This window comes from Halovivax sp., from assembly GCA_007119345.1.
In the GTDB taxonomy this organism is placed as follows: domain Archaea; phylum Halobacteriota; class Halobacteria; order Halobacteriales; family Natrialbaceae; genus Halovivax.
The window spans coordinates 40,666-58,817 of sequence record SKPV01000018.1; the positions used below are offsets into that span (position 1 = coordinate 40,666).

The following is an 18,152-nucleotide window of genomic DNA, read 5'->3' on the forward strand; positions in this document are numbered from 1 at the left end:
GACCGAGCGCGGAGGAGTCTCGTCCGTCGTCGCTTTGGGTGTTCTCAGCGATCCAGGCCGGCGTCGAGGTACTCGAGCGTTCGCAGCCAGGCGTCCGCGGACGCGAGGGCGTTCGCTTCGAGCGTTCCGCCGAGCCGATGTTCGGCCGTCCGATCGTCGCTCTCATCGAACCGGTAGGGAATGCGAATCGCGTGGCCGGCGTCCGGGTAGATGCGGTTCTCGTACGACCACGGGTGATCGTGAGCTTCGAGTCGATCGATCGCGACGCCGGCGAGCGCGGGCGCGGGCCAGATGGCGTCCTCGCCGCCCGTGACGAACAGCACGGGGCCGTCGATCCGCTCGACCGGGATCTCCGCACGGCGGAAGGTTCGGGAGCTGCGCGGTCGACGGCGCGGGCCGACACCGGTTCGTCGAGGTCGAGGTCGTCGGCCAGGCTCTCCTGCTCGTGGTCGACGTGCCGATCGACGGGAACGTACGGAACCGGTTCGCCGTCGACGAGCCAGGCGGCCCGCTCCTCCTCGACACCGTCCATCCACGTCGGCGCGGGGAAGGCGTAGCCGCTCGCCGAGTAGGCGACGACGGCGCCGACGGCGTCCGATCGGGCGCCGGTAAGTAGCGCCGCCTCGCCGCCCCGCGAGAACCCCACGACGCCGACCCGTTCTCCGTCCATCTCCGGCCGGGCGAGGAGCCGCTCGATCGCGCGCTCGATGCGGTCGATCGGGATGCGGTCGAGGGCGTCGGGCGCGCCGGGGACGCCGAAGTAGTCGACGCAGCAGGCCGCGTAGCCGCGTCTCGTCAGCCGGCGCGCGTACCCGCGCTCGTAGCCGCCCCCGCCACCGGCGCCGTGCAGGACGACGACGGCGGGGTGTGGACCCGGCCCAAGGCCGTCGTACAGTCGGCCCGAGATGCCGTCGCGGTCGATCCGCCGGCTCGCGGACGAGGCGTCGTCGGACACGCGCGGACGTTCTCGGCGCGTCGTCAAATATCACGCGACGCGTCCGTCGTTCGCACGGATCGAACCCACGTAAACACCGATAAGGGGTGCCGTGATATTCACTCGCACGAACGCGCTCGAGTGCGCTCGCTGCGATACGACGTTCGACCTGACGAACGCCCACACGGAACTGGTCCGTCGGGACTTCGCGGGCAGCCCGCGGTCGCCGAAGCTGGAACACCTCTGCGAGGAGTGCTGGCGGATCTACGTCGAGGACTTCCTCGGCGGGGAGTTCGAACTGCTCGTGGAGTGAGCCGACGTCGCCGGCTCGTCGCGCGACCGGTCCGTCCGGGAGCGGGTCACCGAATCCGCTCCGCGAGCCGGCGCCACAGCGCACGAGAGACGCTTTCGGGCCGTTTGACCATCACCACCGCGCCGTCGACCTCGCGTGCGACTCTCTCGGGGACGTTCTCGACCAGCACCCGGTGAAAGAGGCCGCCGCCACCGGCACCGAGGACGGTCGCGTCGTGGTCGGCGGCGCGCTCGACGATCGTCTCGACGACGTCGTCGCCCCGGAGCACCGTCTCCGTCACCGTTTCGACCGCGCCGAGCGTCGGGGACGTTCGGGTCAGCATCGCCCGCGCGTCGTCGACCGCCGCTTCGTCGGCGTCGGGGGAGACCACCGTCGCCAGTTCGACGGTCGCACCCCGTCCGCGCGCGATCGCGCCGGCGGTTTCGGCGGCCAGCTCCGTGTGCGGGCCGCCGGCGACGGGAACTAGCACCGACGAGACGTCGCCTCGTTCCCGGTCGATCCGCTTGACGAGCACGTCGCAGTCGGCGTCGGCCAGGACCGCGTCGATGTAGCTCCCGAGGACGACGTCGCGACGGCGCGGCCGCCCGCGCCACCCCACCAATGCGGTCGCGACCTCGTCGCGCTCGATGAGGTTCACCAGGCTCGTGGCGACGTCCCGGCCGAATCGTACCCGACCGGCCGCCTCGACCCCGTGGGCACGCGCCCGATCGACGGTTTCCTCGACCACCGACGCGCCCGGCTCGGCGTCGAGGGACTGCCTGGCCTGTGCGAGGCTCAACTGCACCGGCACCTCGATCACGTGGACGACGAGAACCTCGAGGGCCCGGTCGCGGGCGACGTCGATCGCCGTGTCCAGCAGCCGCTCGGCCGTCTCGGGATTGGCGACCGGCAACAGGAGGCGTCCGTCGGACATCCGATGGGGACTACCACGAACTGCTACGTAAACGTTCGTCCCCGCTGACCGGTCGGCCGCTAGTTCAAATGCCGATTTGAGCTTGGCGTGACGTTTTGAGTCGGCCGGACGATGGATTCGCCATGGACCGACGACGGTTCCTCGCGGCGTCGGGCGTCGGCGTCGCGATCGCGAGCGCAGGGTGCATCGAGGGCGTGCTGGGAGCGGGCAACGGCGACGACGATTCGCTCGGCGCGCCGCCGGAGGACGACCCCGGCAACGAGATCGAGGTGCGCGCCGACGGGGTCGTCGAGGTCGAACCCGACGAGGCCACCCTCACCGTCGGCGTCGAGGCGTCCGGCGAGTCGGCCGACGAGGTGAGCGACGAGCTCGCCGCGGACGCCGAGACGCTCCGAGAGACGTTCGACGAGCTGGGGATCCCCGAGGACGACGTCGAGTCCGGCCGGTACGACGTGCGCCAGCCGCGGAACTCGACCCGCTACGAGGGGAGCCACAGCTTCCGGCTTCGGCTCGACGATCCCGACCGCGTCGGCGAGGTGATCGACGCCGTCGCAGCGGCGGGCGCCGACGACGTCGGCCGCGTGCGGTTCGGGCTGACCGACGAGACGCGGGAAGAGCTGCGCGAGCGGGCGCTCGACGAGGCGTTCGCGAACGCCGACGCCGAGGCCGAACACGTCGCGGCGAATCGTGGCGTCGAACTCACCGGCACCCGCTCGGTGTCGACGACAGACGTCGACGTGTCCCCGGTCAGGGTCTCCCACGACGACGTGGTGGCGGAAGCGGACGACGCGGACGGCGCGCCCCCGACGGAGATCGACGAGGGGCTGGCGACGGTGTCGGCCTCGGTGACGGTCACCTACAGCTTCGCGGATTGATGGGTCCGATACCGAGCGCCGGAGCGATAGCGGATTCGAGAGCCGACGGCGAAAACCGGTCGATCGAGCGGTGACCGCCGATCAGTCGTCGGCCGGAACGGCCCGTTGCTGGACCGGCCCCGCCATCGCGAGCACGTCGTCGAAGAAGTCGAGGGTGTCTTCGGGGCCGGGGTTGGCCTCGGGGTGGTACTGGCGGGTGAGCACGTCGCAGTCGACGCCGTCGAGGCCCTCCGGCGTGTCGTCGTTGACGTTGACCTGGGTAACCTCCAGGCGGGGACCCGGCTCGTCGACGGTATAGCCGTGGTTCTGGGTGGTCATGACGACCCGTCCCGTCTCGAGGTCCATGACGGGCTGGTTGACGCCGCGGTGCCCGAAGGTCATCTTCTCGGTGGTGCCCCCGAGCGCGAGCGAGACGATCTGCTGGCCGAGACAGATGCCGGCGATCGGGAGTTCGTCGACGAACGCTTCGACGAGGGAAACGGCGGCCCCGTAGTTCTCGGGGTCGCCGGGGCCGTTGGAGACGAAAAGGACGTCGGGGTCGATCGCGTCGACGGCGGCCGGCGTCGCGTCGTGGGGGAGGACGTGGACGGTCGCGCCGCGGGCGACCAGCGAGTCGACGATCGAGCCTTTGCAGCCGCAGTCGACGAGCGCGACGGTCGCCCCGTCGTTGTCGGCGCCGCGGATCGTCTCCTCGCTCACGCTGACCTGGGCGCCGATGTCGGTGTGATCGCTCATCGACTCGCAGCGCTCGAGCTCGGCGACCGCGTCCTCGGGGGTGGCGGTCCGGCCGACCGCGATCCCGCACTTCATGGCGCCCTCGTCGCGGACGTCGGTGACGACCTCGCGGGTGTCCAGTCGGTCGACGGCGGGGACGCCCTCGGATTCGAGCCAGGCGGCCACGTCGTCGGTCAACTCCCGGGCGAGCACGGCGCGCGGGTGGACGCGGTCGGACTCGAATCGCTCCTCGCGGACGCCGTAGTTGCCGATCAGCGGGTACGCGAACGTCAGAACCTGCTCCTCGTAGGAGGGGTCGGTCAGGCTCTCCTCGTACCCCGTGTACGCGGTCGTGAAAACCAGTTCCCCGCGGGCCGTTCCCGGCGAGCGACCGCGCCCCTCGATCACGCGGCCGCCCTCCAGTGCTACGTAGGCCGGTTCCATTACGAGATGCGTACTGGTCCCTGGTGCATAAGTGTTGGCTTCGAAGCCGAGTTACGAATTTCGTAATCGTCAAGTGCGGTCCGGCCGTACCCACGCACCTCAATGGACGAGCTCGACCGACAGATCCTCGCCATCCTCCGCCGGGACGCCCGCACGCCGTACACCGAGATCGCCGACGAGGTTGGAACGAGCGAGGGCACGGTCCGCAACCGCGTCGACCGGATGACCGAAGACGACGTCATCGAGCGCTTCACCGTCGCGACGCGCACCGGAAACGTAAAGGCGATGATCGAGATCGGCGTCGCCGTCGACGTCGACACCCGCGAGATCTCCGAGCGAATGGCCGAGTGGGCGGAGGTCGACTTCGCCTGGCAGGTCTCCGGCGAGGAGGACGTCGTCCTCGTCGTCGACGCCGCCGACACCCGCGGGATCAACGAGCTCATCACGAAGGCTCGCGAGCAGGACGAGGTCGTCAGCACGAAGACGCGCCTGATTCTCGACGAGCAGCTCGGGTGAGCGCGGCGACGACTGGGCCGGTCGCGTGAGCGCGGCGACGACTGGGCCGGTCGGGCGACGACTGGGCCGGTCAGGTATGGGCTCGACCGACCGGTGGGGGGGCTACTCGCGTTCGGGCGTCGTGGCCGATTCCCCGAACGAGATCGGAACGACGGCCGTGGTAGCGACCGAACGCCGGTCAGACGGTTGCGGGAGCGACCTCGAGCCGCCAGATCTTCGGGAACGTCCCGTCCAGCCGGTGCCACGAGTCGCCGGCGTCGTCGCTCGCGTACAGGCGGCTCGTCCCGTCGTCCGTCTCGCCGGCGTAGACCAGCCTCGCCGGATCGTCGGGAAGGGTCCGGAGGGTGTCTGCCGGGCCGGCCGCCGGTAACCCGTCGCCGACCGGCCGCCACGACTCGCCCCGGTTCGCGCTGCGGAAAACCGGCTCGCCGTCGCGGTCCGCGTAGACGTACGCCCGGTTCGGCCGATCGGGATCGAACACGACCCCGTGCACGTACGCGCCCGCGAGGTCGGCGACCGACTCCCACGAGTCGCCGGCGTCCTCGCTCCGGTACAGGCCGGCGCCGGTTCCCGCGAAGACGCGGTCGGGGTCGGCCGGATCGATCGCGATCCGGTGGAGGTCCCGTCCGACCAGCGCCTCGTGCCACCGCTCGCCCCCGTCGTGCGTGTAGAGCAGGGCGCCGTGTTCGACGCCCGCGAAGAGCCGGTCCGGTCGATCCGGGTGGATCGCGATCCCGTGGACGTGGCCCGCGCGGAACGGGTCGTGAAAGAACGTCCAGTCCGGGCGGCTCGGCAGGTCGTCGATCCCCTCGAACGGGTCGACCGTCGCCCCGCCGTCGGTCGATCGGTACAGCATCGGCGGCTCGGTCCCGACGTACACCGTCTCTGGGTCGATCGGGTCGCGCTCGACGCCCCAGACCCACTCGTCCTCGAAGCCGAGCGTTTCGACCGTCCGCCCGGCGTCGGTCGTGCGGTGGAGGCCGCGCCCGCGAAGTCCGCAGCCGATCAGCGCCTCCCGCGGATCGGACGGGTGGACGGAAACGTCTCGCACCGCGTTCTCGTCGAGCGACCGACCGACGCGCTCGAGTCCGGTCGGTTCGGCCCGGAGCACTCGCAGGCCGTCTTCCGTACCCAGGTACAGCAGGTTGGGTTCGGTCGCCATCGGGCTCATACCGGATGCTCGGTCGTCCCGGGAGAAAACCGCTCGCCGAAGCGGATTTCCGTTGGCAAAATGAGAGTTCCTCGGCGGCCGATCCCCTCGTCGGCGCGCTCGCCTACGAAGCGTCGCGCCGCTCGCGCTCCTCGTCCTCACCGGGCGGTCGTCCGACGCCGGGCGCGGCCCCGTCCAGCGCGTCGATCGTCCCCTTGCGTCGGTGGACCGAGCGGTAGAGCCGTCGGAGCCACCGGTCGACCCGACCGTTCGAAATTCGAAAGTCGACCCGGCCGTCCCGGATCGCGTCGACCACCGCCCCGGGCGTCAGGTCGTCGGCGTCGACTCGCGTGAAGGCCCGCCCGACCTCGAAGGGGAAGTGGGCGTCGCTGCCGCCGACCAGCGGCAGGTCCCGTTCAGCGGCCAGCTGCTCGACGAGCGGCCGCGAGCGCGGGTGCTTGCCGTTGACCTCGATGGCGTCGAACGGAACGTCGCTCACGTCCCGGACGGTGCTGTTGCGGAACGGGTGGGCGACGATGGCCGCACAGCCCCGGTCGTGGGCCAGTTCGACCGCCTCCGCCGGCGTGAGCGTCCCGGGTTCCGTGCGGGCGGGCGGATCCGGTCCCACCACCAGGACGTGACCGCGGTCGGTCGTGATCTCGATGCCCGGGATCGTCGCGACGCCGTCCGACCCGAACCGCGTGTAGTAGTCGTGGTTCGTCGTCGCGACTCCGTCGAGCCCCCGGCGCGTCGCCGCGCGAACGAGCAACCGGTGTCCGACGGGATCGAACCGGTCGCCGAGGCGCTGGCGACCGTGGAAGAATCGCGTGTGCGCGTGGAGGTCGACGGAGTACACGTGTCCGTCCGAGGATTGCCGGGCCGTGCCTTTTGCACTTTCTACTCGTACCCTTCCCGTATGTGTCCGGCCCGTTCGGAGCGGCGGGTGTCGGTGGTGAACCCCGCGAGCGGGAGCGAAGATCACGTCGACGCCGTCCTCGAGCTGGCGACCGATCGCGGGTTCTCGGTCCGCGTTACGGAGGCGGCGGGCGACGCGAGGCGGTACGCCGCAGCCGAAGCCGACGGCGCGGACCTCCTCGCGGCGGTCGGCGGCGTCGGGACGATCCCGACCCGGACGAGGGATGACGACGGCGACGGCCGGAACCGGGCCGACGATCGACGCTGACGGCGACCGTCCCGAGTCGATACTGGTTTCACGCGCCTCGCCGTTCGACGGCGTATGAGCGGTCAGCTCGACGACGACCTCACGCACCCGAACGCCGGACAGGACGTGATCGCGGTCGACGAGGACGATACCGAACTCGAGACGGTCAACCGACTCGATGCCCACACCGGCGACGGCATTCGCCACCGGGCGTTCACCTCCCTCGTCTTCGACGAGGAGGACAACATCCTGCTGGCCCAGCGCGCCCCCGAGAAGCGACTCTGGGGGACCTACTGGGACGGGACCGTTGCGTCCCACCCCGTCGAGGGCCAGAGCCAGGAGGCGGCCACGCGCCAGCGCCTCGAGGAGGAACTGGGCATCACGCCCGACCAGTACGAGGACCTCCGGATCACCGACCGCTTCGAGTACAAGCGCTACTTCGAGAACGAGGGCGTCGAGCACGAGGTGTGCGCCGTCTTGCAGCTCACGCTGCACGACCGGACGCTGACGCCGAACGAGGAGGAGGTGGCCGGCCTCGCGTGGGTTCCGTACGACCGACTGCGCGAGCACCCCGAGTGGTACCGCCAGCTTCGTCTCTGCCCGTGGTTCGAGATCGCGATGCGCCGGGACGACCGCTGAGCTCTCGACGGGCGAACGGCCGCTGGAACCGCGACGAGCGGGACGATCGCTGGGACCGCGACGGGTGGGACGATCGCTGAGATTTCGATGTGCGAGACGGCCGCTGAGATTTCGACGGAGGGACGACCGCCACGTCAACAGGTCCGCGCCGTTCGCTCGCGTCTCTGAGGTCCCCGATCGACGATCGGACGTCGCGCCGCCGCCGTCGCGTTCGACGACTTCCGCGTCCACACGTTCCGCCTTCCGAGGCCGTCGCTCGGCCGTTCGGTAGGGTGCGCTTACCGCGAACGCCGTTCTCGGCGACGGGCGGACAGGTGGCGCCTACCTGACCCGTCGGAACGACGCTCGGCCGGTACGCCGCCCCTTCCCACGTTCGGCGAGGTTTGAGCCCGGCGGCCGCTGACCCCGGCGTCCGCAACGGGGCATTGTGGAATGATAACAAGCAACAATATTTATCCCCGAACGCTACCTACCAGCGCGCGTGAGCCGAACACCTCGGCTCGGATTCCCATGAGTTCGACGCCGCGAGAAACCGAGCGCCACCCCGTCGACCTGTCGCGAGAGCAACGCTGGGTCGTCCACCACGTCCTCGCCGACCGCGCCGAGGAGTCGATCGACGCGGGCGATCGGCCGCCGGCCTGGCTGGTCGACCTGTTCGAGCGGATCGAATCCGGACCGGCGACGATCACCACCCGGCAGGCGACCAGGCTCGAGGCGGCGCTCGCGGTCTACGCGGCGGCCGAGGGGACGCCGGACCGGGACCGCCCCGTCGCCTCGGCGGTGGTCGACGAGCTCGTCGCGATCGACGCGTAGCCGGCACCGCGATCTCGTCCGCCCGAAACGCACCCGCGCTCGGCCCTCCTCCGACCGCCGATTCCGGGATGTCGGTCGCCGTTTCGAGGTGGGTCGCTGCGCTCACCACCGCGCCGCTCACGGCTCCCGTCGGTGGCCGCTCGCCATCCCGAGGCGGCTCACGTAGTCCGACGCTCGCGGGTCGCTGTGCTCCCCGCTCGCCATCCCGAGGCGGCTCACTCCGTTCGCCGCCTCGCCTACGGCCTCGTCGTCGCCCACACCGCCGTCACCGCGAGCAAGAGCGCCGGCAGGAGCGGCAGGATGATGAGCGCGAACCGGTACTCCGAGGCGCCCGGCGGGACGAGATAGATCGCGATCGGCGCGAGCACGAAGGCGACGACCATCACGCCGACGAGCACCCACCCACGCCAGTCGAACTCGCGATCGACCGCGTCCGGCGGGACGCCGGTGAGGGAGTCCTCTTCACCCGTCGACGACCCGTCCGCACGCTCGTCGCGCTCGTCGAACGCCGCCGGATCGTGGACGTACCGGTCGTCGCCGTCGGTCACGCGCGACGGTTCGAACCGGGGGACTATGTGCGCTGCGTTTCGCCGTGCGGACTCGTTGCGAGTCGATCGCTCGCGTCGACGGGTCCGGACGGGCTTCGTCCTCGCAGCAGTCGCCGTGTTACCTTGCCGAAGGCACTTATCCGCCGCGCGCGGATGGTGTGCTATGAATCGCCGATCGCTCCTCGTCGCGACGGGCCTCGCGACCGTCTCGCTCGCCGGCTGTCTCTCGGAGGATGCGGACGGAGACGACGCCGTCGACGGAGACGACGGAAACGACGGAGACGACCCGTCCGGGGGCGACGATCCGGCCGACGAACTCGCCGAGGACCCCCGCGTCGACGAGCCGTCCCACGAGATCGACCGGCCGGAGACCCCCGACGACGGCGACGAGGAGTGGTACGACGACTATCTGGGCGAGACGATGGACGGGGAGCCGTCGCTGGCGTTCGAACGGATCGAGGGCTTCGTGCGCGTGGCGGATCCGTTGCCCGGCGAAACCGGCGCCGAGTATCGCGTGTGGACGGCCGACGGCGCCGACGAATTCGAAGAACTCGTGGATCTCGACGGATCGCACGACGACGTCGCGGCCGAACTGGAGGCGATCGACTTCGACGAGCGCTTCGCCGTCGTCGTCGCGTCGGGCTGGGGGTCGGGATCGGTCTCCCACCGCTTCGCGCGGGTCGAGGCGTTCGACGGCGGGGATGCGGAGGCCGCCGGGGCGGACGACGAGGCCGACGGCGCGGACGATGGCGAGGACCAGTTCGCCGACGTCGCCGGCGTCCACGTCCACGGCTACTACACCGACCCGTTGGTGCAGACCGACGACTGGACGACGCGGACGTCGGTCCTCGCCGTCGAGCGGCCGGACCACGACGTCGACCTGGCGCGGCTGAGCCTCACCGTCGCCGCGGATCGGCGCGTCCACGTCAACTCGACCGAAGGCGTCGTCTCGCTCGACGGGGACGGAGACGAGAAGTGAGAGCCGGCCGACGAGCGAACCGGCCGCGACCCCATCGGGCAGCCCTTCCTGCGCCGGTAACCCGGCCGAACCCGTAGCGCTCGCTGCCCGGCATCAGGACGACCCGGCCGAACCCTTAGCGCTCGCTGTCGGGCACCACGACGACCTTCCCGAAGCCCTCGCGCCCTTCCAGGAGTTCGTGCGCGCGTGCGCTCTCGCTCATCGGGAGCGTCTCCCGGATCGCCGGTTCGAAGGTGCCGTCCCAGACGAGATCCATGACGTCGTCGACCTGTCCGGGCGTGGCCATCGTCGAACCGACGATCGAGAGCTGATTCCAGAAGATGCGGGGGATGTCCGTCTCGGGGTTCGGTCCCGTCGTGCCGCCGCAGGTGACCAGTCGGCCGCCCTTCGCGAGGCTCTTGATCGAGTCCCGCCAGGTGGCGGCGCCGACGTGGTCGACGACGACGTCGACGCCCCGGCGGCCGGTCTCCTCGCGGACCCACGCGGCGAAGTCCGCCTCCTCGTAGTTGCAGACGTGGTCGGCGCCGTGTTCGCGGGCGGCCTCGAGCTTCGCCTCGGTGGACCCCGTCGCGTACACCTCGGCGCCGACGTAGTCGGCGATCTGGACGGCCGCGTGGCCGACCCCGCCGCTGGCGCCGAGGACGAGGATCGACTCGCTCGGGCGCAGGTCGGCCCGATCGACGAGCATCCGCCAGGCGGTCTGGAAGACGAGACAGGCCGAGCCCGCCACCTCCCAGTCGACGCCGTCCGGAACCGGAATCAGGTTGTCCTCGGGGATCGCGGCGTACTCGGCGTGGATGCCGGGAACGTGCTCGCCGATGATGTGGTAGGAGACGCAGCGGGTGGCGTCGCCGTCCCGGCAGAACTCACAGTGGCCGCAGTTGACGCCCGCGGCGAGGGCCACCCGGTCGCCCTGCTCGAACCGGGTGACGTCGTCGCCGACCGCCTCGACGACGCCGGCGCCGTCGCTGCCCGGGACGTGGGGCATCTCGAGGTCGAGCGTCGGCAACCCGCGGCGGACCCAGACGTCGAGGTGGTTGAGCGCGGCGGCCTTGACGTCGACGAGCACCTCGTCGTCGCCGACGGTCGGCTCCGGGTGCTCGCCGTACTCGATGACGTCCGTGCCTCCGTGTTCGGTGATTGTGACGGCGTCCATGCGCGGAGTAACGGCGGTGGCGGCCATAACAGTTGGTGAGACCTATCGAGGAGACGCGTTCGGTCGCCGGCCCAGCGCTTTTGATCGTCCCGGGAGAATCGACCGTATGGCAGACGCCCGCGGGAGCGAGTCGGCGACGGTGGACGGCGATCGTCCGGCGGGTGACGAGCGAAGGCCGGGGATCGACGGCCCGCTCGGATTCGCCGTCGTCACCGTCTCGGGCGACCGCGGGATCGAAGACGACGAACCGACCGGGGAGATCGTGAGCGCGGTCGAGGCGGCGGATCACGAGGTCGCCGTCCGCGAGCGGATCGACGCGAGCCACGACAACGTGCAGTCGGCGGTGTCGCGCCTCGTGGACCGCGACGACGTCGACCTCGTCGTCGCGGCCGGCTCCACCGGGATCGAGCCCTCCGACGTCACCGTCGAGGCGGTGCGCCCGATCCTCGAGAAGGACCTTCCGACCTTCCGGTACGCGTACGCGATCCGGGCGATCGAACGGATCGGCACGCGCGCGATCGGCGGTCGGACCGAGGCGGGGATCGTCGACGGCGTTCCCGTGTTCTGTCTCCCCGGCAACGCCGAGGCGACGCGACTGGCGATCGAGGAGCTGATCGAACCGGAAGCGGTCCGGTTGGTGGCAACAGCCCGGGGTGACGAGGACGACGACTGAGCCGGTCCGGCCGCTTCGCGACGTGGCGGTGCGGCCTCGGCGGCGAGACCGAGTCGATCCGGCCGTTGCGGGTCGCTGAGCGGACGGCACTCGGCGGCGACGAACCGTCAAGGCTCAACACCTGCCGGCCCGAACGGTCGGTCGATGACCAAGGAGACGATCCGCGAGCGCGTCTGGGACGACCTCGAGGAGTCCGGGGTCGCCCGCTTTCCGTTCCCGCCCCACGGGCGGATTCCGAACTACGCCGGCGCGACGGAGGCGGCCGATCGGCTCGCCGACCGGTCGGCGTGGCGGACCGCGGAGACGATCAAGGCGAACCCCGACGCGCCGCAACTGCCGGTTCGGAGGCGGGCGCTGCGCGACGGGAAGCGCCTCTACGTGGCCGTCCCGCGGCTCAGCGACGAACGGTGTTTTCTTGAACTCGACCCGACCGAGGTCGAGGACGTCGACGCGGCGACGACCGTCTCGGGTATCTCCGAGCACGGACGGCCGGTCGCTCCGGACGAGGTGGCGCCGATCGACCTGATCGTCTCCGGGAGCGTCGCCGTCTCGGCGGACGGCGCACGAGTCGGCAAGGGCGAGGGCTACAGCGACCTGGAGTTCGCCCTCCTCGCCGAACGCGGGCTCGTCGGCGACGGGACGACCGTCGCCACGACGGTTCACGAACGGCAGGTGGTCGACGGTATCGACGACGCCGATCACGACGTCCGGATCGATCTGGTCGGCACGCCGGAACGGGTGATCCGGACCGAGGCGGACGACCGGCCGACGGGGATCGACTGGGACCTGCTCGACGACGATCGGCTCGAGGAGATTCCCGCGCTGTCGTCGCTCCGCGACTGAGCGCGAGCGGACGCTGGCCGCGACGGTGTGGACGCTACGTCGACCGGCCGCGGCGGTGGGCGCGATGCGACAGGTCGCCACGACTGCGTGGACCCGATGCTGACCGGACGCGGAAACCGCGGGGACGCTACGTCGACCGGCCGCGGCGACGACCGTCGCCGTCGCTCGCGTACGAAAGAACGGAGGGCCGGGAGGTGCTAGGCCCGGCCCTCAGTGTGGCACTCCTGAAGGGTGCTGTGGTGGGATTGCTGGAAGCACGGGATCGGCGAACTATCGACCGCAACTGGTGCCCGTTACCTCCGTTTCGATTTGTGGACTCGATCGGACTTCAATGGCGCCGACCGTGTAGCACCGTTACCGACAGTAAACCAGAATTGAGCCGCGTTCAAATCCTTGATATCGGGGTTCAGAGCGTTCAATAACGCTGTTTAGCGAATCCCGGCAATTTCTTCCGCGACCACGTTCGCGTCGGCGATCCGGGGGTCGACCGCGAGGTCGAGCTGTCCCCTGACGAACTCCGGGAGCGTGTCGGTCGCGTAGACCACGATCCGCAGCTCGTCGGTGAGGTCGCGTGCGATCGGGATGGACGTCGCCTGTGCGACGTCGGTGAGCACGAAGAGGTCCGCCGACCCGACCCCGGCTTCCTCGAGGGCGGGCCGAGTCGCGACCTCCTCGAGGCGCGTCACCGCGACGCCCTCGTCCTCGAGCGCGGCGCCGATCCCGTCCTCGTCCGGGCCGGCGACGATGGCCGTCCGGCCGTCCGTGTTCGAACTCATTCGTACTCGATGGTCGCGGGCGGTTTGTGGGTGACGTCGTAGACGACGCGGGCGACGGTCTCGTTCTCCCCGGTGATGCGGGACTGGATCCGCTGGAGGGTCTCCCAGTCGATCTCCTGGGCCCTGGCGGTCATCCCGTCGCGGGAGTCGACCGAGCGGACGGAGACGACCCAGCCGTGGACGCGGTTGTCGCCTTTCACGCCCGTGGCTTTGCCGATCACCGCCGCGAGCGCCTGCCACGGTTCGTACTTCTCGAGTTCCTCCTCGACCACGTGACAGGCCTCGCGGGCCACGTCGAGCTTCTCCTCGGTGACCTCGCCGATCACGCGGACGGCGAGGCCGGGGCCGGGGAACGGCATTCGCTCGGCGACGAGCTCGTCGAGTCCGAGGTGTCGGGCGACCTCCCGCACCTCGTCCTTGTAGAGGTCGCGGACGGGCTCGACGATGCCGTCGAAGTCGACGACCTCCGGCAGGCCGCCGACGTTGTGGTGAGACTTGATGCCGCCCTCGCTCTCTATCCGATCGGGATAGATCGTCCCCTGGACGAGGTAGTCGGCGTCGGCATCTCTCGCCTCCCGCTCGAACTCCCGGATGAACTGCTCGCCGATGACGTGGCGCTTCTCCTCGGGATCGGTCACGCCCTCGAGTTCGCCGAGGAACCGGTCTTTGGCGTCGACGATCCGCAGCGACTCCATGTAGTCGAACGTCTCTCGGATCTGGTCGGTCTCGCCCTTGCGCATCAGGCCGGTGTCGACGTACACCGGCGTCAGGCGCTCGCCGATCGCCTCGTAGGCCAGCGCGGCCGCCACGGAGGAGTCGACCCCGCCCGAGAGCGCGATGACGGCGTTCGCGTCGCCGATCTCCTCGCCGATCTCCTCGATCGCCTCGGGGACGAACGTCTCGACGTCGACCATCAGACGGTCACCTCCGTGTCGGCGTCGCGGCCCGCGCCCGTCCGCTCCAGCACCGCCTCGACGAACCCGACGAACGGCGGGCTCGGATCGTCCGGTCGCGAACTGTACTCGGGGTGGAACTGCGTCCCGAGGAAGAACGGGTGGCCCTCGAGTTCGAGAATCTCCATCCGGTTGCCGGCGGTCCCCGAGAAGACGAAGGGTTCGTCCGCGAAGTCCTCGAAGTACTCGGGGTTGACCTCGTAACGGTGGCGGTGACGCTCCGTGCAGGAGGTGTCGCCGTAGAGTTCGTAGGCCAGGGTCTCCGGCTCGATGACCGTCGTGTGTTCGCCGAGGCGCATCGTCCCGCCCATGTTCTCGACTTCGTACTGCTCGGGGAGGATGTCGATGACCGGGTGCGGCGTGTCCTCCTCCATCTCCGCCGAGTGGGCCCCCTCGTAGCCGAGGACGTTGCGGGCGTACTCGACGACGGCCATCTGGAAGCCGAGACAGAGGCCGAGAAACGGGACGTCGTTCTCGCGGGCGTACTCGATCGCACGGATCTTACCTTCGGTCCCGCGCATGCCGAAGCCGCCCGGGACGACGATCCCGTCGGCCTCGCGCAGACGCTCGACGTGTCTGTCGGCCATCTCGTCGGCGTCGACCCAGCGGGTCTCGACGTCGACTCCCAGCTCGAAGCCGGCGTGCTTGAGCGACTCGTGGATCGACATGTAGGCGTCTTCGAGGTCGTACTTGCCGACGAGGGCGATCTCGACGGTTCCGGTCTTCTCGCACGTGACGATCTCTCGCCACTCGCTGGCGCGCTGACCCTGTGGCAGGGCGTCCTCCGCCAAACCGAGGCGTTCGAGGACGTACTGGTCGAGCCCCTCCTCCTCGACGACGAGGGGAACGTGGTAGACGTCCTCGACGTCCGGGTTCGAAAAGACCGCTTCGGTGGGAATGTCACAGAAGAGCGCGATCTTCTCTTTCGTCTCCGGTGCGAGCTTCTCGTCCGAGCGTCCCACGATGACGTCGGGCTGGAGGCCGATCGAGCGAACTTCCTTCACCGAGTGCTGGGTGGGTTTGGTCTTTTGCTCGCCGTTTTTCGAGTACGGAACCAGCGTCACGTGGACGAAGAGGACGTTCTCTTCGGGCTCTTCGTGGGCGAACTGGCGCAGCGCCTCGAGGTAGGGCATCCCCTCGATGTCGCCGACCGTGCCGCCGACCTCGACGATGCAGACGTCGTGGCCCTCGGCGGCCTCGCGGATCCGGCGCTTGATGTCGTCGGTGATGTGCGGGATGATCTGGACGGTCTTGCCCAGGTAGTCCCCGGCGCGCTCTTTCTCGATGACGTGCTGGTAGGTCTTGCCCGTCGTGATGTTGTGATCGGAGGTCATGTCGATCCCCAGGAACCGCTCGTAGTTCCCCAGGTCGAGGTCGACCTCGCCGCCGTCTTTCAGGACGTAGACCTCCCCGTGCTGGAAGGGGTTCATCGTCCCGGCGTCGACGTTGAGGTAGGGATCGACCTTCACCGCGGTCACGTCGAACCCGGCGTTCTCGAGGAGTCGGCCGGTGCTCGCGGCCGTGATGCCCTTCCCGAGCCCCGACATCACCCCGCCGGTGACGAAGATGAACTTGTTCCCCAGGCTGGGGTCGTAATGAGTGTCCGATTCCGTCGGCATACCGACTCTGCGCGAGTCTGGGTGAAAACGATTTCGGGACCGCACCGTCAGTGCCAGTCCGTCACGACCGGCCGGCTGGACCGCTCCGAAAGGGGTCGTTTACCGGGATAGCGACAGCCTACCCTCGGGGGGTCGCGCCGGTCCCCGGCGGCTGCAGACGAGAACGGCCGCAGGGTGACCGCCGTCAGGACCGTCCACGGAAAGGTACCGGCACCGTTCTTGTCGACCGCGGGTGGATGCCGGCGCCGTTCGTATCGGCCGCGGGTGGATGCCGGCGCCGTTCGTATCGGCCGCGGATCAGCGTCCTCGCCGATCACCACGGGCGACCAGATGGCACAGCCGACCGACGCGATCGTTCCGATCACGCGCCGAGGAATCTCAGTTCGCTCCCTCGAGTTGCCGGCGCCGTTCCGACGCTCTCCTCGCACGCGGTCGATCCATCCCCGTGCCGGCGACCGTGAGGCGGTCACGCCGTCTCGTTCCCGTCTGACGCCTCTCGCTCCAGGATCCTCGCCACCCGTCTACGCCGCTGACCGACGCGACTGCTCGCACGCTGTTCGATGCGTCTGCTCGTACGCTGTTCGATGCGTCTGCTCGTACGCTGTTCGATGCGTCTGTTCGCACGCTGTCCGATGCGATCGTTCGCACGCTGTCGGACGTCCGCCGCTCGACGTCGATCCGCGTCGGGCCGTCGGATCGAGTTCCCTCACCGGCGGTGCCGTGGCTGACGATGCGGGATCCGCGACCAAACAGGAGGGTCGCTACGGTTCGACGTAGCGTTCGACCCACTCCTGTCGGTTCTCGAGCGCGCGTCGGCCCTTCGGCGTCAGCGCGTAATAATTCGTCCGGCGGTCGAGCTGCCCCTTCTCGACCAGGTCGTGCTCGACGAGAGCGTCCAGGTTCGGATAGAGGCGCCCGTGAGTGACGGGCTGGTCGACGTAGTCGTTGATGTCGTCCAGAATCTCCTGGCCGGACGGTCGGTCCATCCCGGCGATGACGTACAGCAGGTCTCGTTGAAAGCCGGTGAGCTGATCCATGGAACCCTCTGAAAATGACCGTTGCCGGGACTGTGGCTTTGTTATGAACGAGGTACGTGCTGGCGGTCGGGACGAAGGTGGCGCGTAGCGGTCGTCTCGACGGCCTAATCCGCCGATTTCGAGGACGCTCGGACCCGACGGCGCGGACGACATCTGGCGGCGTGGGCGAGAGCCGACGGTCGACTTGATGGCGAGAAAATGGCGTCGTTAGGCCCCAAACTGGCCGATTCGATCGCGATGACGACCGTTCAGCGGTGCGGAGGAGGCCTCCCCGCCGACCGCGCGACGCGCCACTTTTGCGACCGACCCGCGTAGCTCCGGGTATGTCAGACGATCCGCTCGCCTGGGAGACCCTCGATCGCGAGGTAGCGTACGCCTGCCCGGGATTCGACGTGATTACCGAGACCGTTCGCCTCCCCGACGGCGTCGAGACCGATTTCGACTACCTCTCCGAGCCCCCGAGCGTGGCGGTGCTGGCGTTCACGCCCGACGAGAACGTCGTCCTCGTCGAGGAGTGGCGCCAGGCGGTCGAGCGCACGAACGTCGGGATCCCGGCCGGCGGCGTCGAGCCGTCGGACGAGGACATCCCGGCGGCCGCCCGACGCGAGCTCGCGGAGGAGACGGGCTACGAGGCCGAGACGGTCGAGCCGCTGCTCACCGTCGAGCCGGCGAACGGCTTCGCGGACAGCGTCCGGCACGTCTTCGTCGCCCGCGGCTGTCGCCCGACCGCCGAGCAGCGACTCGACGCCGACGAGTCCATTGACGTTCGCGCAACCCCGTATCCCGACCTGCGCGAGGCCGTCGTCGCCGGAGACGTCCGGGACGGGAGGACGGCGCTGGCCGTCTCGTACTACGAGCTGGTCGGCGACGATTCGTAATCCGTTCCTCACCCGCGATCCCTCGCGGCGGCGCCGGCACTGCGGATCGGAACGGCCTCGCCGCTCGGAATCGGTCGGCGAAAAAATCCGCTCGCGTGAGTCGCCCCGGCGATCAGGTCAGCGCCGCGATCGAGGGCGCCTCGTCGTCTTCCTCATCGTCCTCGCCGTCGTCCATCTCTTCCTCGTCATCGACTTCTTCGTCATCGACTTCTTCGTC

The 18,152-nt window shown here is 69.6% G+C and carries 22 protein-coding genes and 1 pseudogene; 10 read left to right on the plus strand and 13 right to left on the minus strand.

The window, feature by feature from the left end; genetic code table 11:
* Positions 1-44: 44 nt before the first annotated feature.
* Positions 45-503, minus strand: coding sequence for an acyl-CoA thioester hydrolase/BAAT C-terminal domain-containing protein (locus QZT59_RS19175; protein ID WP_394348630.1), 459 nt, complete (start codon positions 501-503; stop codon positions 45-47).
* Positions 386-955, minus strand: a pseudogene (locus QZT59_RS19180) (dienelactone hydrolase family protein); the annotation flags it as partial. The gene QZT59_RS19175 and the pseudogene QZT59_RS19180, both read right to left, overlap by 118 nt.
* 91 nt (positions 956-1,046) lie before the next feature.
* Here QZT59_RS19180 and QZT59_RS01735 point away from each other — a divergent pair.
* Entirely contained in the window at positions 1,047-1,247 is a 201-nt protein-coding gene (locus QZT59_RS01735) for a hypothetical protein (protein WP_290810471.1), read from the plus strand.
* 46 nt (positions 1,248-1,293) lie between these two features.
* Here QZT59_RS01735 and QZT59_RS01740 read toward each other — a convergent pair whose 3' ends face one another.
* On the minus strand, positions 1,294-2,160 hold the full coding sequence (locus tag QZT59_RS01740; RefSeq protein ID WP_290810473.1) for a universal stress protein: 867 nt from the start codon (positions 2,158-2,160) through the stop codon (positions 1,294-1,296).
* 122 nt (positions 2,161-2,282) lie between these two features.
* Here QZT59_RS01740 and QZT59_RS01745 point away from each other — a divergent pair, with 122 nt between their 5' ends.
* Complete coding sequence (locus QZT59_RS01745) at positions 2,283-3,035, plus strand: SIMPL domain-containing protein (RefSeq protein WP_290810475.1); 753 nt, start codon at positions 2,283-2,285, stop codon at positions 3,033-3,035.
* 81 nt (positions 3,036-3,116) lie between these two features.
* On the opposite strand, the gene carA is transcribed toward QZT59_RS01745, so the two are convergent.
* The gene (gene carA, locus QZT59_RS01750; RefSeq protein WP_290810477.1) at positions 3,117-4,193 is read right to left on the minus strand and encodes a glutamine-hydrolyzing carbamoyl-phosphate synthase small subunit; all 1,077 of its coding nucleotides are present in this window, start codon (positions 4,191-4,193) and stop codon (positions 3,117-3,119) included.
* Positions 4,194-4,295: 102 nt separating this feature from the next.
* Between carA and QZT59_RS01755 the strand changes: the two genes are divergently transcribed.
* Positions 4,296-4,709 (plus strand): Lrp/AsnC family transcriptional regulator, encoded by a 414-nt coding sequence (locus QZT59_RS01755; protein ID WP_290810479.1) that lies wholly within the window; start codon positions 4,296-4,298, stop codon positions 4,707-4,709.
* 178 nt (positions 4,710-4,887) lie between these two features.
* On the opposite strand, the gene QZT59_RS01760 is transcribed toward QZT59_RS01755, so the two are convergent.
* Both QZT59_RS01760 and QZT59_RS01765 read right to left on the minus strand, forming a co-directional pair.
* Positions 4,888-5,880: a hypothetical protein gene (locus QZT59_RS01760; protein WP_290810482.1), complete on the minus strand. Its 993-nt coding sequence runs from the start codon at positions 5,878-5,880 to the stop codon at positions 4,888-4,890.
* Between the two features lie 103 nt (positions 5,881-5,983).
* Entirely contained in the window at positions 5,984-6,715 is a 732-nt protein-coding gene (locus QZT59_RS01765) for a PHP domain-containing protein (RefSeq protein WP_290810485.1), read from the minus strand.
* A gap of 96 nt (positions 6,716-6,811) precedes the next feature.
* Between QZT59_RS01765 and QZT59_RS01770 the strand changes: the two genes are divergently transcribed.
* The 3 genes from QZT59_RS01770 (at position 6,812) to QZT59_RS01780 (ending at position 8,473) form a co-directional block, all read left to right on the plus strand.
* Positions 6,812-7,042 carry a hypothetical protein gene (locus tag QZT59_RS01770; RefSeq protein ID WP_290810488.1) on the plus strand — a complete coding sequence of 77 codons (231 nt, stop codon included), beginning with the start codon at positions 6,812-6,814 and terminating at the stop codon, positions 7,040-7,042.
* 54 nt (positions 7,043-7,096) lie between these two features.
* On the plus strand, positions 7,097-7,660 hold the full coding sequence (locus QZT59_RS01775) for an NUDIX domain-containing protein (RefSeq protein WP_290810491.1): 564 nt from the start codon (positions 7,097-7,099) through the stop codon (positions 7,658-7,660).
* A gap of 510 nt (positions 7,661-8,170) precedes the next feature.
* Entirely contained in the window at positions 8,171-8,473 is a 303-nt protein-coding gene (locus tag QZT59_RS01780) for a hypothetical protein (RefSeq protein ID WP_290810494.1), read from the plus strand.
* A 117-nt stretch (positions 8,474-8,590) separates the two neighbouring features.
* On the opposite strand, the gene QZT59_RS01785 is transcribed toward QZT59_RS01780, so the two are convergent.
* The gene (locus QZT59_RS01785; protein ID WP_290810497.1) at positions 8,591-8,731 is read right to left on the minus strand and encodes a hypothetical protein; all 141 of its coding nucleotides are present in this window, start codon (positions 8,729-8,731) and stop codon (positions 8,591-8,593) included.
* Positions 8,710-9,021, minus strand: coding sequence for a hypothetical protein (locus tag QZT59_RS01790; protein WP_290810499.1), 312 nt, complete (start codon positions 9,019-9,021; stop codon positions 8,710-8,712). The genes QZT59_RS01785 and QZT59_RS01790 overlap by 22 nt, the downstream gene beginning before the upstream one ends.
* Positions 9,022-9,184: 163 nt before the next feature.
* On the opposite strand from QZT59_RS01790, the gene QZT59_RS01795 reads away from it, so the two are divergent.
* Positions 9,185-10,000, plus strand: a complete 816-nt coding sequence (locus QZT59_RS01795; RefSeq protein ID WP_290810500.1) for a hypothetical protein — start codon at positions 9,185-9,187, stop codon at positions 9,998-10,000.
* 115 nt (positions 10,001-10,115) lie between these two features.
* Here the strand turns inward: QZT59_RS01795 and QZT59_RS01800 are convergent, their stop codons facing one another.
* Positions 10,116-11,156, minus strand: coding sequence for a zinc-binding dehydrogenase (locus QZT59_RS01800; protein ID WP_290810502.1), 1,041 nt, complete (start codon positions 11,154-11,156; stop codon positions 10,116-10,118).
* A gap of 106 nt (positions 11,157-11,262) precedes the next feature.
* Here QZT59_RS01800 and QZT59_RS01805 point away from each other — a divergent pair, with 106 nt between their 5' ends.
* Positions 11,263-11,829 (plus strand): molybdenum cofactor biosynthesis protein B, encoded by a 567-nt coding sequence (locus QZT59_RS01805; RefSeq protein WP_290810504.1) that lies wholly within the window; start codon positions 11,263-11,265, stop codon positions 11,827-11,829.
* Positions 11,830-11,973: 144 nt separating this feature from the next.
* Positions 11,974-12,672: a 5-formyltetrahydrofolate cyclo-ligase gene (locus tag QZT59_RS01810; protein WP_290810506.1), complete on the plus strand. Its 699-nt coding sequence runs from the start codon at positions 11,974-11,976 to the stop codon at positions 12,670-12,672.
* A gap of 428 nt (positions 12,673-13,100) precedes the next feature.
* On the opposite strand, the gene QZT59_RS01815 is transcribed toward QZT59_RS01810, so the two are convergent.
* From QZT59_RS01815 to QZT59_RS01830, 4 genes are all read right to left on the minus strand, one after another.
* The gene (locus tag QZT59_RS01815; protein ID WP_290810509.1) at positions 13,101-13,448 is read right to left on the minus strand and encodes a CTP synthetase; all 348 of its coding nucleotides are present in this window, start codon (positions 13,446-13,448) and stop codon (positions 13,101-13,103) included.
* Positions 13,445-14,362, minus strand: a complete 918-nt coding sequence (gene guaA / locus QZT59_RS01820) for a glutamine-hydrolyzing GMP synthase (protein ID WP_290810512.1) — start codon at positions 14,360-14,362, stop codon at positions 13,445-13,447. Before guaA ends, QZT59_RS01815 begins: the two co-directional genes overlap by 4 nt.
* Positions 14,362-16,020 carry a glutamine hydrolyzing CTP synthase gene (pyrG, locus tag QZT59_RS01825; RefSeq protein WP_290810515.1) on the minus strand — a complete coding sequence of 553 codons (1,659 nt, stop codon included), beginning with the start codon at positions 16,018-16,020 and terminating at the stop codon, positions 14,362-14,364. The genes guaA and pyrG overlap by 1 nt, the downstream gene beginning before the upstream one ends.
* Positions 16,021-16,781: 761 nt before the next feature.
* Entirely contained in the window at positions 16,782-17,057 is a 276-nt protein-coding gene (locus QZT59_RS01830; protein ID WP_290810518.1) for a PadR family transcriptional regulator, read from the minus strand.
* Between the two features lie 323 nt (positions 17,058-17,380).
* Between QZT59_RS01830 and QZT59_RS01835 the strand changes: the two genes are divergently transcribed.
* Positions 17,381-17,935: an NUDIX hydrolase gene (locus QZT59_RS01835; protein WP_290810521.1), complete on the plus strand. Its 555-nt coding sequence runs from the start codon at positions 17,381-17,383 to the stop codon at positions 17,933-17,935.
* Positions 17,936-18,152 lie beyond the last annotated feature (217 nt).

Coding starts and splice junctions, on each gene's coding strand:
- QZT59_RS01740 (WP_290810473.1), bottom strand. CDS start 2,160: ATGTCCGACGGACGCCTCCTGTTGCCGGTCGCCAATCCCGAGACGGCC.
- QZT59_RS01745 (WP_290810475.1), top strand. CDS start 2,283: ATGGACCGACGACGGTTCCTCGCGGCGTCGGGCGTCGGCGTCGCGATC.
- carA (WP_290810477.1), bottom strand. CDS start 4,193: ATGGAACCGGCCTACGTAGCACTGGAGGGCGGCCGCGTGATCGAGGGG.
- QZT59_RS01755 (WP_290810479.1), top strand. CDS start 4,296: ATGGACGAGCTCGACCGACAGATCCTCGCCATCCTCCGCCGGGACGCC.
- QZT59_RS01760 (WP_290810482.1), bottom strand. CDS start 5,880: ATGAGCCCGATGGCGACCGAACCCAACCTGCTGTACCTGGGTACGGAA.
- QZT59_RS01775 (WP_290810491.1), top strand. CDS start 7,097: ATGAGCGGTCAGCTCGACGACGACCTCACGCACCCGAACGCCGGACAG.
- QZT59_RS01780 (WP_290810494.1), top strand. CDS start 8,171: ATGAGTTCGACGCCGCGAGAAACCGAGCGCCACCCCGTCGACCTGTCG.
- QZT59_RS01795 (WP_290810500.1), top strand. CDS start 9,185: ATGAATCGCCGATCGCTCCTCGTCGCGACGGGCCTCGCGACCGTCTCG.
- QZT59_RS01800 (WP_290810502.1), bottom strand. CDS start 11,156: ATGGACGCCGTCACAATCACCGAACACGGAGGCACGGACGTCATCGAG.
- QZT59_RS01805 (WP_290810504.1), top strand. CDS start 11,263: ATGGCAGACGCCCGCGGGAGCGAGTCGGCGACGGTGGACGGCGATCGT.
- QZT59_RS01810 (WP_290810506.1), top strand. CDS start 11,974: ATGACCAAGGAGACGATCCGCGAGCGCGTCTGGGACGACCTCGAGGAG.
- QZT59_RS01815 (WP_290810509.1), bottom strand. CDS start 13,448: ATGAGTTCGAACACGGACGGCCGGACGGCCATCGTCGCCGGCCCGGAC.
- guaA (WP_290810512.1), bottom strand. CDS start 14,362: ATGGTCGACGTCGAGACGTTCGTCCCCGAGGCGATCGAGGAGATCGGC.
- pyrG (WP_290810515.1), bottom strand. CDS start 16,020: ATGCCGACGGAATCGGACACTCATTACGACCCCAGCCTGGGGAACAAG.
- QZT59_RS01830 (WP_290810518.1), bottom strand. CDS start 17,057: ATGGATCAGCTCACCGGCTTTCAACGAGACCTGCTGTACGTCATCGCC.
- QZT59_RS01835 (WP_290810521.1), top strand. CDS start 17,381: ATGTCAGACGATCCGCTCGCCTGGGAGACCCTCGATCGCGAGGTAGCG.